Genomic DNA, 12,355 nt, shown 5'->3' on the forward strand with positions numbered 1-12,355 from the left:
TTTACGCGATGTCGGTGTTTTTTTCTATAAAGGCAAAAATGCCGCCCGAAACCCGAAAATCGGTTGCAGGCGGCATTTCGTTTAACTGAGGCTAATATCGGCAGTTAAATATTGGTTTCCAGATAAACGACTTGGGTTTGCAGATATTCTTCCAAACCGTGTTTGCCGTCCGCGCCGCCGATACCGGATTTTTTCCAGCCCGCATGGAAGCCCTGCATGGCTTCGAAGTTTTCGCGGTTGATGTAGGTTTCGCCGAATTGCAGGCGGCGGGTGACGTAGAAGGCTTCGTTCAGGTTGGTGGTGTACACGGAGCTGGTCAGACCGAATTCGCAGTCGTTTGCCAAGGCGATGACTTGGTCGAGCGTGTCGAAAGTGGCAACAGGCAGGACGGGGCCGAAGGTTTCTTCCTTCATGATGTCCATGTTGTTGTCGGTGTCGGTCAGCAGGGTCGGTTCGAAGAAGTAGCCGCGTCCTTTGGCGCGTTTGCCGCCGCAGACCAGCGTCGCCCCTTGTTTGATGGCGCGTTCCACTTTTTCGGCAACGGCTTTGACGGCGCGCTCTTCAATCAGCGGACCCATTTCCAGCGCGCCTGCTTCGGCTTCGGCAGGGTTGCCGTAGCGCACACCTTTCATGGCGGCGGTCATTTTTTCAATGAACGCGTCTTTCAGGCTGCTGTGGACATAGACGCGCTCGGCGCAGTTGCAGATTTGACCGGTGTTGCCGACGCGCGAAGCCAAGATGGATTTCACTGCCAAGTCCAAATCCGCGTCTTTCAAAACGATGGCAGGCGCTTTGCCGCCGAGTTCCAACGAGACTTTGGTGATGTTGGCGGAAGCGGCTTCCATCACTTGGCGGCCTGCTTCGACGGAGCCGGTCAGGCTGACCATATCGACTTGCGGATGGGCGGACAGGGCATTGCCGATTTCCGCGCCGGGGCCGTTCACGACGTTGAACACGCCTGCGGGCAGTCCGACCGCATCGACGATTTCGGCGAAGATGTGGCAGTTGATCGGGGTCACGCTGCTGGGTTTGACGACGATGGTGTTACCCGTGACCAAAGCAGGGCCCATTTTGCGGGCAATCAGGAAGAAGGGGAAGTTCCACGGCAGGATGCCTGCCACGACGCCCAACGGACGTTTGAACAATAAAATATTTTCGCGCGGGCGGTCGCTTTGGATGATTTCGCCTTCGTAACGGCGCGCCCATTCGGCTTGGTAATCGAGATAGTCGGCGGTGAACATGACTTCCACGCGCGCCAAGTCTTTGGTTTTGCCGCCTTCAGCAACGATGGTGTCGGTCAGCTTGTCGGCGCGTTCACGTATGCCTTGGGCGATTTTGCGCAAATACGCGCCGCGTTCGACCGCAGGCAGCCGCTCCCATGCCGGTTGCGCCGCACGCGCCGCCGCTACGGCGCGGTCAACGTCCGCTTTGCCGCCTTTAGGTTCGCGGGCGATGGCCTCTTCGGTGGACGGGTTCAATACATTGCGCCATTCGCCGTTGAAATCGTTTTCAAAGCGTCCGTTGATGTACATGGCCAATTGTTTCATTTTAAGTTCTCCTGTTGTTGTAGTCGCGTGTAGTTTTAGTCTATGCTTAAATTGCCTGGCATACAAGTATATTTAGCATATTTACAGGGGAAGTAGATTATTCCGGAGAACATAAAAAAAACCTGCTTTTTTCAAAGCAGGTTTTGATATTTGGTGGGTCGTGAGCGATTCGAACGCTCGACCAACGGATTAAAAGTCCGCTGCTCTACCGACTGAGCTAACGACCCGACAAGCTATGAATTATATTGGCCGACATCCTGCTCGTCAATAAGTTTTTTGAATTTTTTTTCAATAAAAGTAAACAGCCTGTTATTTACCGTTAAACTGCCCTATTTTACTGGTCCGTTATGTTATGATTCCCACGCCTGCCTGAAAAGGGGTAGGTGTTTTCCAGATTAAGAAAGGATAAAACATGAAAAAATTACTGATTGCTGCGATGATGATGGCCGGCTTGGCTGCATGCTCTCAAGAGGCCAAACAACAAACCCAAGAGGCTGCTTCTGCCGTAGCTTCTGATGCCAATGCTGCCGCTTCCGAGGCAAAAGATGCGGCTGATAAAGCAGTCTCCGACGTTAAAGATGCGGCTGCCGATGCCAAAGATGCTGCTGAAAAAGCTGTTTCCGATGTTAAAGATGCGGCTGCCGATGCTAAGGCAAGTGCAGATAAAGCTGTCTCCGACGCTAAGGAAACCGCAGATAAAGCCTTATCAAATGCAGCCGAAGCCACAGGAAAAGCAGTTGAAGAAGCTGCCAAAGATGCAAAAAATGCTGCTAAAGATGCTTTAAACAAAGCCGCCGATGCAACTCAAGATGCTGCGGACAAAATGAAAGACGCTGCCAAATAATTGTTTGGGTTTCGTATCAACAAGCCGTCGGAAAGATTCCGTACGGCTTGTTTTGTTTACCTCGTTTTATTTTTCAGGCGACCTCTTGTGTTAAGATGACGGCTTTGCCGTGCAGGAAACCTGTTATGACCGATATTCTGAATAAAATCCTTGCAACTAAAGCCCAGGAAGTCGTCGCCCAAAAAGCTTCTGTCTCTTTGGATGAAATGAAAAAACAGGCAGATGCTGCCTTGCCCGTGCGCGGGTTTTTTGACTCTATCCGTACCAAACACGAGCAAAACCGCCCTGCCGTCATTGCTGAAATTAAAAAAGCCAGCCCGAGCAAAGGACTGATCCGCCCAGATTTCCATCCTGCACAGATTGCCCGTGCCTATGAAAATGCCGGAGCTGCGTGCTTGTCGGTATTGACTGACGAACAATATTTCCAAGGCTCTCCCGAATATTTGAAAGCGGCACGTGTGGCAGTCGGGCTTCCCGTTCTACGAAAAGACTTCATCATCGATGAGTATCAGATTTATCAGGCGCGTGCCTGGGGGGCTGATGCCGTCTTACTGATTGCCGCCGCGCTGGAGCAAGAGCAATTAGGACATTTCGAAGCAGTAGCCCATCAATTAGGCATGAGCGTATTGTTGGAGCTGCATGATGCTTCAGAATTGGAAAAATGCCGAAACCTGACAACACCCCTATGGGGCGTAAACAACCGCAACCTGCGGACATTCGACGTATCTTTACAGAAGACTCTGGATTTACTGCCTGCGCTGACAGGTAAAACCGTCGTTACCGAAAGCGGCATCCGCGGCAAATCCGACGTGGATTTTATGCGCAGCCACGGCATACATACCTTCTTAATCGGCGAGACCTTTATGCGTGCCGACGATATTGAAGCAGAAGTGCGGAAGCTGTTTTAAGGTTTCATATTGCGGAATCATGTAAAAGGTCGTCTGAAAACAGATTTTGGTTTTCAGACGACTTTTTCTTCAAACTCAAATAACGGGCAAAACATTCCTTATATCCGAATAAAAACTCAGACGGCGTCATTCCAATCCACGCCATACCAATAATCCCGTTCCTCAAGAAACTTGCCGTATGGGTTCTGCCTGCAAGGATAATAAAAAAGAGGTCGTCTGAAAACCTGAAACCAAGGTTTTCAGACGACCTCTGTAATTGTTCACCCAACAATCAGTCTTTCAACTTCGCCAACTGATTTTGAACTTTCGCCATTTTGTCTTCCAACTCCGCCAAATCGGCTTTGTCTTTTTCCACCAGATGCGCGGGGGCTTTTTCGGTGTAGCCGGGTTTGGAGAGTTTGGCGTTGAGTTTGTCCAAGGCTTTTTGCAGCTTCTCGGCTTCTTTGCTCAAGCGGGCGGTTTCGGCGGCTTTGTCGATTTCGACTTTCAGCATCAGGCGCGCGCCGTTGCAGACGGCGACGGGGGCGTCTTCGCTTTCGGGCAGGGCGGCGACTTGCTGTGCTTCGGTCAGTCGGGTCATCATCGGCAGGTATTTGAGGTAGTCCGCCAGGTCGTCCGTGCTTTCGACAAACAGCGGGGCTTTTACGTTGGGCTGGATGCCCATTTCGCCGCGTAGGTTGCGGACGGCGCCGATCAAATCCTGCAACACGGTCATTTGCTCGAAGGTCGTCTGAACAATTTGTTCGCGGTCGGCTTCGGGGAAACGGGCGAGCATGATGCTGTCGGCGGTTTTCGCGTCGCACATGGGGGCGACGGTTTGCCAGAGTTCTTCGGTGATGAACGGGATAATCGGATGCAGCAGGCGCAGGGCGGCTTCGAGTACGCGCAATAAGGTATGGCGTGTGGCGCGTTGGCGGCTGGCGCAGCCGGTTTGGAGCTGTACTTTGGCGAGTTCCAGATACCAGTCGCAATAGTCGTTCCACACGAAGCTGTACAGGGTTTCCGCAGCCAAATCAAAGCGGTAGGTTTCATAGGCTTGCGTAACCTGTTCGATGGTCTGATTCAGACGACCTATGATCCACATATCGGGGAAGGAGTAGCCGCGCGGTTCGGTGGCGGTTGCGCCGTAACCGCAGTCTTGGTTTTCGGTGTTCATCAAGACAAAGTTGGTAGCGTTCCAGATTTTGTTGCAGAAGTTGCGGTAGCCTTCGGCGCGTTTGAAGTCGAAGTTGACGCTGCGCCCCAAGCTGGCGTAGCTCGCCATGGTGAAGCGCAATGCGTCCGCGCCCATGCTGGGGATGCCTTCGGGGAAGAGTTTTTTCGTGGCTTCTTCCACTTTCGGCGCGGTTTCGGGTTTGCGCAGGCCGGTCGTACGTTTTACCAGCAGCTTGTCCAAGTCGATGCCGTCAATCAAATCGACAGGGTCGATGACGTTGCCTTCGGATTTGGACATTTTTTTGCCTTCGTGGTCGCGCACGATGCCGTGGATGTACACGTCTTTAAACGGTACTTTGCCGGTGAAGTGGGTGGTCATCATAATCATGCGCGCCACCCAGAAGAAGATGATTTCGTAGCCGGTAACCAAGACGTTGGACGGCAGGAAGGCTTTGAGTTCGTCGGTTTCAGACGGCCAGCCGAGCGTGGAGAACGGCACGAGCGCGGAGGAGAACCATGTATCCAATACGTCTTCTTCGCGGGTCAAGCCTGTTTTGCCGGCTTGTTTTTCGGCTTCTTCCTGATTGCGGGCGACGTACACATTGCCTTCGTTGTCATACCACGCAGGGATTTGATGGCCCCACCACAGTTGGCGCGAAATACACCAGTCTTGGATGTTGTTCATCCATTGGTTGTAGGTATTGACCCAGTTTTCAGGGATAAAACATACCGCGCCGCTATCAACGGCTTTTTTGGCTTTGTCGGCCAGGCTCAAACCTTTGAACTCGCTGTCAGGCTCGCCTCCGTTTGGGGTGGCGGACATGGCGACAAACCATTGGCTGGTCAGCATCGGCTCAATCACTGAGCCGGTGCGGTCGCCTTTCGGCGTCATCAGCGTGTGCGCTTTGATTTCGACCAAGAAGCCTTGTTCCTGCAAATCGGCAACCATTTGTTTGCGCGCGGCAAAGCGGTCTAAGCTTGCGTATTTTTCAGGCAGGGCAAAGCCTTGTTGCGCTTCGCCTTTGAAGTTGAACACTTCGGCGTTTGCCAGCACTTTGGCTTCTAAATCGAACACATTAACCAAGCGCGTGTCGTGGCGTTTGCCGACTTCGTAGTCGTTGAAGTCGTGCGCAGGCGTGATTTTCACGCAGCCGGTGCCGAAGTCTTTTTCAACGTATTCGTCGGCAATCACGGGGATGGTGCGGCCGGTCAGCGGCAGGATCAATTCTTTGCCGATCAAATGGGTATAACGTTCGTCTTCAGGATTGACGGCAACGGCAACGTCGCCCAGCAGCGTTTCGGGACGGGTGGTCGCCACGATAACGGCTTCGGCGGGATTGTCCGCCAGCGGATAGCGGATGTGCCACATAGAGCCTTGTTCTTCCACGCTTTCCACTTCCAAATCCGATACCGCCGTACCCAAAACCGGATCCCAGTTTACCAAGCGTTTGCCGCGATAAATCAAGCCCTGTTCATACAGGCGTACGAACACTTCGGTCACGGTTTCGGCGCGCACGTCGTCCATCGTGAAATACTCGCGCGTCCAGTCGGCAGAGCAGCCCACGCGGCGCATTTGTTGGGTAATCGTGCCGCCGGAAACTTCTTTCCATTCCCACACTTTTTCCAAGAATTTTTCACGACCCAAGTCATGACGGGACACGTTTTGCGCGGCAAGCTGGCGCTCAACCACGATTTGCGTGGCGATGCCCGCGTGGTCGGTGCCCGGAATCCAGGCGGTGTTGCAGCCTTTCATGCGGTAGTAGCGGGTCAAACCGTCCATAATGGTTTGGTTGAAGGCATGGCCCATGTGCAGCGTGCCGGTTACGTTGGGCGGCGGCAGCTGGATGGAAAAAGACGGTTTGGTCAAATCCATATCGGGCTGGAAATAACCTTGGGTTTCCCAGTTTTGATAGTGTTTGGATTCGATTTCGGCGGGATTGTATTTGTCTAACATGGTAAAAAATGCTGTCTGTAAAAGGGTTTGCGGGCAAACGTCTGTTTAAAAAAATAATTGCGGATTATAGCGCAAAAAGGTCGTCTGAAACGGAATATCGTTTCAGACGACCTTTTTGAAACAAATCGAAACGGGCTTATTTGCCTTTGTCGGATTTGGCTTCTTTTTTCAGGGAAGCGTACAACTCAGGGTCGCGGTTTTTCAGCAGGGAGGCAATCGCCAAATCGTCGCGGTTTACTTTTGCCAAGTCAACGCGTTCGATGTGCACCAAGCGCAGCAGCTCGCGTACAGGTTCGGGCATATTGCGGCCGGATTCGTAACGTGAACCACCGGATTGGGTTACGCCGATACGGCTCCAAAAGTCCATTTGGTTCAAACCGAGTTTTTTGCGGATATCGCGGATGTTGTCAATTTTCTCAAACGACTTCATGAAAATTCCTTTTTCTTCTGTATTGTTTGTTGATAAGCAAGAATCTGCTTCTCAGCATCGGGATGCGGAAGCTTTCAACACAGACCAATCGTTACACGAATGACAATCGGCTGCGCGATAGAAAACTATCTATACTGAATGTTTAGACAGTATATTCGAAAGAAGTTTTGTCAGATTCTTGATAATTTGCAAAAATATTTCCAAGTCAAATAATTTCAACACATTTTTCTTTATAAATCAGAAATATATATTTTAAGCATCAGCAATATTTTACAAAAATAAACAATCCAAACAGGAATATTGCACCCGTAATTATCAATTTATCATAATATTTTGCACAAAAAATACGCAATAGAACCATATTCCAATGCGTATTTTTAGCTATTCGGTCCCAAAACGCTGCCTAGCGTTTTCTCGGATAAAAGGCAATCGGCTGGACGATGGCGCGTGTCAGCTGTTTCGGCAAGGTCATCATTGCAATCATCCACACGCCCACCGTGTAACACAATATCCCGCCGTTACGCATCCCTCCCAATGCGGTACTGCCTAAAACTGCCTCCAGCATCAAGCAAACGGCGGCAGCCGCACAAGCTGCCATGCCGGCGAGAAACAGCGCATGGCGGGCATATCTGCGCAACATTTTTTTCAAAGCCGCTTTGACCAAAACGGCAGCAATCAGGAGGTTAAAAAAGAAAAACACGCCTGCAACCAGCCACACTGCCGAATCGTTCCAGCCTTTCGCCACGGACCATCCGCCATCCTGCCGACCAAACAGCAATCCGCCGCCGCCCGCTATCATGGAGAAAACATCATGAATCAATAACGCCAGCGGCAATGCGGCAAAAATCAATGCCGTCAGCAAAGGCCGATAAGGTTTTTCCTGTTCGAGATACATCATGCCGTTCCAAAATCGAAAACAACGGCAATTATAGAACAATCGCTTCAAAGCATCAGCCTGAAGCGGAATCAAAAATGGAACAACACCAAACTCAAGGCAATCACTGCCATGCCGGACGTCAAGCCGTAAACGGTTTCGTGCCCGTCGGAATAACGCTTGGCAGCGGGCAGCAATTCGTCCAACGCAAGGAACACCATCACACCCGCAATTACGCCGAACACCGCGCCGAACACGAAAGGCGATAAAAACGGCTTGAGCATGGTGTAGCCCAAAACCGCGCCCAAGGGTTCGGCCAGTCCTGAAGCGAGACAGGCGAGGACGGTTTTTTTGCGGTTGCGGGTGGCGAAATAAACGGGCGCGGCAATGGAAATGCCTTCGGGAATATTGTGTATCGCAATCGCGAGCGCCAGCGGCATCCCGACGGCGGGATTTTCCAGCGTGGCGAAAAACGTTGCCAAACCTTCGGGAAAATTGTGCGCGGTAATCGCAAACGCCGCCATCATGCCGACGCGGGCGATGTGGCGGCGTTTGTTTTCCTGAAAGGCGGGGTCGTGCGGGTCGAGCGTTTCATGCGGGTTCGGCACAAGGCGGTCAATTAGCGCAATCGCCCCCATGCCTGCCAGAAAAGCCAGCGTCGCGGCGGCGAAGGCTTTGTCTTTATCGTAAACCTGCCCGAAGGCTTCGCTGGATTTGTTGAAAATCTCCGTCAGCGACACATACACCATCGCCCCGCCCGCGAACGCCAATCCGAACGACAATACGCGCGGGTTGGGCGTTTTAGAAAACATCACCAGCCCGCTGCCCAATACGGTAAACAATCCGGCGGCAAGGGCGATGCCGAAGGCGGTGATAAGGTTGGGCAAGGCAATATCAAGCATGAAAATCGGTTCTTCAGTGAATGTAATGCCATCAGGCTAACACATATTTCCACAAAAGAGAATAGTTATTATTTTCATAAATAAAGATTAAGATGGAAAAATATTGAAACTGTCATTCCCTACCCGCTTACGCAAAGGCGGCTGCGCAGGCATGACGGCACAGACTTTTCATTTCACTTTAACGTAACAAAAAGGTCGTCTGAAACCTGATTTCCGGTTTCAGACGACCTTTTCTTCTTTAATCCTTACAAGCGTTTTACTCAACTCAAGAGCATTTCCTGTATCAGCTTCATGCCCCATTGCCAGCCGCCGAGTGCGCCGTTGAGCGTGCCGGAGTGCGGCGACAGGAGGAGGCGGGCGTTCCACAGGTTTGCCCGCTCTTCCGCCCAGTTGCGCGGCGTGCCGTTTTGTTCGGCGATGACAAGCGCGGTGCGGCAGGGGCAACGGACGCGCCGGAGGGTGTGTATTTCATCGTCGGGGAATGCTTCGGGGCGCGGCGAGACGAGGATGATGTTGACGATTTTTTTCTGCGTCAGGATGTCGGTTTGGTAGAGCCAAGCCAAAAAGGCGGATACGCCTGCGCCGTGGGCGACGACGGCGATGTGTTCGCCGCTGATGCCTTCAAACGCTGTTTTAATATTTGCCTGCCATTGGGCGACGCTTTGGCTGGCGGAAGCGGCAGCGGTTTGGACGACGGGATAGCTGACCGCCCAGCGGTCTATCCACATTTCCGCTTCGTCCGCGTCGCGTATCAAGAAAAGCGTCAGGTCTTCGAGTTCGAAAGTTCGCATTTCAGACGACCTATTTGAGCAAATCTTTGAGCGTAAAGGTAATCAAGAGTGCGGCAGGGACGCTTAAGATGGCACAGGTGGCGAGGCAGATCAGGATGTTGGCAATCAACCGCCAGCCTTTCCAGCCGAAACACTTGGCGGCAATCATGAGGCAGGGCAGTGAAAACAGCAGCCACACCACCGCCCAAAGCGGATTGGCGCGGGTCATTTCAACCCAGCCGGACATCCGCGCCAGCATGAATATCGTCCACACCAGCATAGGCAGTACAAACGCGGCGACCACCCATGCCGCACCTATGCCGGTTTTACCGTTCACATTCCAATCGTATTTGCCGAAAACTTTATTGGGCAGCATAGTCGTACTCCACGACCAAAGGTGCATGGTCGGAAAATTTCTCGTCTTTATAAACATGTGCGGACACCGCTTTGGCGGCGAGTTCGGGCGTAACCATCTGATAGTCGATGCGCCACCCGACATCTTTCGCATACGCCTGCCCGCGGTTGCTCCACCAAGTGTAGCCCGGATCGTCGGGATAGAGCGTGCGCCACATATCCGTCCAGCCGAGCGTATGGATGACTTTGCCTATCCATTCGCGTTCTTCCGGCAGGAAGCCTGAGTTTTTCTGATTGCCTTTCCAGTTTTTCAGGTCGATGTTTTGGTGGGCGATGTTCCAGTCGCCGCAGACGACGATGTCGCGCCCCTCCGCCTTCATGGCTTCAAGCATGGGATAGAACGCGTCTAAAAAACGGTATTTCAATTCTTGCCGCTCCGGCGCGCTGGTGCCGCTGGGCAGATAAAGCGAAATCACCGACAGCTTGCTGAAATCGCAGCGCACAAACCGCCCTTCCCTGTCGAATTCTTCAATGCCCATACCGATTTGCACATTGTCAGGCGCGCGTTTGCTGTACACCGCCACGCCGCTGTAACCGCGTTTTTCGGCGCAATGCCAATGGCCGTGCATCCCGTGCGGATTTTTCATTTCGTCGGACAAATCGGCTTCCTGCGCTTTGAGTTCCTGCACGCAGACAATGTCCGCGCCCGATGCGGCGATGTATTCGTAAAATCCTTTTTTGTAGGCGGAGCGGATGCCGTTGACGTTGGCGGAGATGATTTTCAGCATAATTTTGTGCTTTGGAATATTGGTTTAAGGAAAAAAAAAACGGATTGTAACCGATAGCGGCAAAGGTCGTCTGAAAAACAGGTTCGGACAAATCCATCCTATTCCCGATACTCAAACGCCGCACCTAAAAACTGGGCCAACGCCGAAACATGGGAACGCTGCGGATTCTTGACGGCGGTCAGCAGCCATACCCTGCCGTTTTGCTTCTCCAACTCAAGCAGGCGGGACACGGCGCGCTGTTGCACCCCGCCCTGCAATTCTTCGTGATAGCGCGTAACGAAGCCGTCGAAATTCTGCTCCGGGTTTTCATGATACCAACGGCGCAGGGCGGCACTCGGCGTAATGTCTTTGAGCCAGAGGACGGAGGCAAACTTTTTCTTCGTCACCCCGCGCGGATAAAGGCGGTCGATAAAGACGGCGGTTTGTCCGTCTGCGGGGAGGTAACGATAAATGCGTTGTACGGTAAACATCGTTTTTCTGCTCCTATATCTTGGGTTCAATCAAACGGCACCGAGTCCTTTCAGACGACCCCCACCTTCAAACGTCGTCTGAAACCCGTTTCCACTCCAACGCCAAATCATACAAGGCTTTTTTGCCTTCGCCGGTAATTTTGGCGGCAAGTTCGGCGGCCTGTTTGGTAGGCAGTTCGGCAGCGAGGATTTTCATAACGTTTTGGGCGGCATCGGGCAAGGTATCGTGTTTTTCACGGGGCGCAGGATGGAGGATGAGAACCATTTCGCCGCGCGCCTGATTGCCGTCGTTTTTCAGGGTCGTCTGAATTTCAGTAACCGTGCCGCTGAGGAAGGTTTCGAAGGTTTTGGTGATTTCTCGGGCCAGGGTCAGGCTGCGTTCGGGGAAGAGAGCCGCCATGTCGGCAAGGGTGGCTTCGATGCGGTGCGGGGTTTCAAACATCACAACGGGGAAATCAGCCTGCGCCCATTTAGCAAGCAGCTTCTGCCGTTCGCCGGATTTTGGCGGCAGAAAGCCGTTGAAGTAGAAATTGGGTTCGATAACGCCTGCGACGCTCAATGCACCCATGACCGCGCTCGCGCCGACAACGGGGACGACCTTGAACCCTGCCTCGCGCACGCGGCGGGCAAGTTTCGCACCCGGATCGCAGACGGCGGGCGTACCTGCGTCGGAAACTTGTGCGACAGTGAGGTCGTCTGAAAGATGGTTGATGATTTTGTCCGCCATTTGCTGTTCGTTATGCTCGCGCACGCTGACGAGTTTGCCCTGTATGCCGTATGCGCTCAGAAGCTGTGCGGTAACGCGCGTATCTTCGGCGCAGATAATGTCGGCTTTTTGCAGGACGGCGAGTGCGCGCAGGGTGATATCCGCCAAATTGCCGATGGGCGTGGCGACAACGTATAATGTCCGTTTTTCAATACTGTCGGCGGCTTTTTGAAGGTGTTTTTGAAACATGGCTTTATCAGGTCGTCTGAAAACAATATAACGATATTATACGGGGTAAACTTCCATGCGTCTGAACCACAAACAAGGGGTGGCGGGCGAAGATGCCGCGCTGGCGTTTCTTCTTTCGCAAGGCTGCAAACTCGTGGCGCGCAACTGGCACTGCGCTTACGGCGAAATCGATTTGATTGTCAAAAACGGTAACATGATTCTGTTTGTTGAAGTAAAATACCGCAAAAATCAGGGTTTCGGCGGTGCCGCATACAGTATTTCGCCGTCTAAGTTATTGAAACTGCAACGGTCTGCGGAGTATTATCTGCAACAAAACGGCATGACGGATAGCGCGTGCCGCATCGATGCGGTGCTGATAGAAGGAAACCGCCCGCCCGAATGGATAAAGAATATTACAGGTTGAC

The 12,355-nt window shown here is 52.5% G+C and carries 13 protein-coding genes and 1 tRNA gene; 3 read left to right on the top strand and 11 right to left on the bottom strand.

The annotated features are described in order from the left end of the window. Positions 1–104: 104 nt before the first annotated feature. Both aldA and MON37_RS10900 read right to left on the bottom strand, forming a co-directional pair. Positions 105–1,547 (bottom strand): aldehyde dehydrogenase, encoded by a 1,443-nt coding sequence (aldA, locus tag MON37_RS10895; RefSeq protein WP_039406004.1) that lies wholly within the window; start codon positions 1,545–1,547, stop codon positions 105–107. A gap of 151 nt (positions 1,548–1,698) precedes the next feature. After that, positions 1,699–1,774, bottom strand: a tRNA-Lys gene (locus tag MON37_RS10900). A 185-nt stretch (positions 1,775–1,959) separates the two neighbouring features. On the opposite strand from MON37_RS10900, the gene MON37_RS10905 reads away from it, so the two are divergent. Then, positions 1,960–2,391 carry an Ag473 family lipoprotein gene (locus MON37_RS10905; protein WP_039406002.1) on the top strand — a complete coding sequence of 144 codons (432 nt, stop codon included), beginning with the start codon at positions 1,960–1,962 and terminating at the stop codon, positions 2,389–2,391. 125 nt (positions 2,392–2,516) lie between these two features. Beyond that, positions 2,517–3,299 carry an indole-3-glycerol phosphate synthase TrpC gene (trpC, locus tag MON37_RS10910; protein ID WP_039406000.1) on the top strand — a complete coding sequence of 261 codons (783 nt, stop codon included), beginning with the start codon at positions 2,517–2,519 and terminating at the stop codon, positions 3,297–3,299. A gap of 271 nt (positions 3,300–3,570) precedes the next feature. On the opposite strand, the gene MON37_RS10915 is transcribed toward trpC, so the two are convergent. The 9 genes from MON37_RS10915 to rsmI form a co-directional block, all read right to left on the bottom strand. After that, positions 3,571–6,408 carry a valine--tRNA ligase gene (locus MON37_RS10915; RefSeq protein ID WP_039405996.1) on the bottom strand — a complete coding sequence of 946 codons (2,838 nt, stop codon included), beginning with the start codon at positions 6,406–6,408 and terminating at the stop codon, positions 3,571–3,573. A 136-nt stretch (positions 6,409–6,544) separates the two neighbouring features. After that, positions 6,545–6,838 carry a helix-turn-helix domain-containing protein gene (locus tag MON37_RS10920; protein ID WP_242883671.1) on the bottom strand — a complete coding sequence of 98 codons (294 nt, stop codon included), beginning with the start codon at positions 6,836–6,838 and terminating at the stop codon, positions 6,545–6,547. Between the two features lie 403 nt (positions 6,839–7,241). Continuing rightward, on the bottom strand, positions 7,242–7,733 hold the full coding sequence (locus MON37_RS10925) for a hypothetical protein (RefSeq protein ID WP_039405990.1): 492 nt from the start codon (positions 7,731–7,733) through the stop codon (positions 7,242–7,244). A 71-nt stretch (positions 7,734–7,804) separates the two neighbouring features. After that, positions 7,805–8,614, bottom strand: coding sequence for a zinc transporter ZupT (zupT, locus tag MON37_RS10930; protein ID WP_039405987.1), 810 nt, complete (start codon positions 8,612–8,614; stop codon positions 7,805–7,807). A gap of 260 nt (positions 8,615–8,874) precedes the next feature. Beyond that, positions 8,875–9,405 carry an alpha/beta hydrolase gene (locus tag MON37_RS10935; RefSeq protein ID WP_039405985.1) on the bottom strand — a complete coding sequence of 177 codons (531 nt, stop codon included), beginning with the start codon at positions 9,403–9,405 and terminating at the stop codon, positions 8,875–8,877. A gap of 10 nt (positions 9,406–9,415) precedes the next feature. Next, positions 9,416–9,760 carry a hypothetical protein gene (locus tag MON37_RS10940; protein WP_039405982.1) on the bottom strand — a complete coding sequence of 115 codons (345 nt, stop codon included), beginning with the start codon at positions 9,758–9,760 and terminating at the stop codon, positions 9,416–9,418. Next, entirely contained in the window at positions 9,747–10,526 is a 780-nt protein-coding gene (locus MON37_RS10945) for an exodeoxyribonuclease III (protein ID WP_039405973.1), read from the bottom strand. The genes MON37_RS10940 and MON37_RS10945 overlap by 14 nt, the downstream gene beginning before the upstream one ends. Positions 10,527–10,624: 98 nt before the next feature. After that, on the bottom strand, positions 10,625–10,996 hold the full coding sequence (locus tag MON37_RS10950) for a DUF488 domain-containing protein (protein WP_039405971.1): 372 nt from the start codon (positions 10,994–10,996) through the stop codon (positions 10,625–10,627). Between the two features lie 67 nt (positions 10,997–11,063). Further along, the gene (gene rsmI / locus MON37_RS10955) at positions 11,064–11,951 is read right to left on the bottom strand and encodes a 16S rRNA (cytidine(1402)-2'-O)-methyltransferase (protein ID WP_039405969.1); all 888 of its coding nucleotides are present in this window, start codon (positions 11,949–11,951) and stop codon (positions 11,064–11,066) included. 55 nt (positions 11,952–12,006) lie between these two features. Between rsmI and MON37_RS10960 the strand changes: the two genes are divergently transcribed. Next, entirely contained in the window at positions 12,007–12,354 is a 348-nt protein-coding gene (locus MON37_RS10960; protein WP_003760451.1) for a YraN family protein, read from the top strand. Position 12,355 lies beyond the last annotated feature (1 nt).

Origin of the sequence: Morococcus cerebrosus (assembly GCF_022749515.1) — a bacterium.
GTDB classification, from domain to species: domain Bacteria; phylum Pseudomonadota; class Gammaproteobacteria; order Burkholderiales; family Neisseriaceae; genus Neisseria; species Neisseria cerebrosa.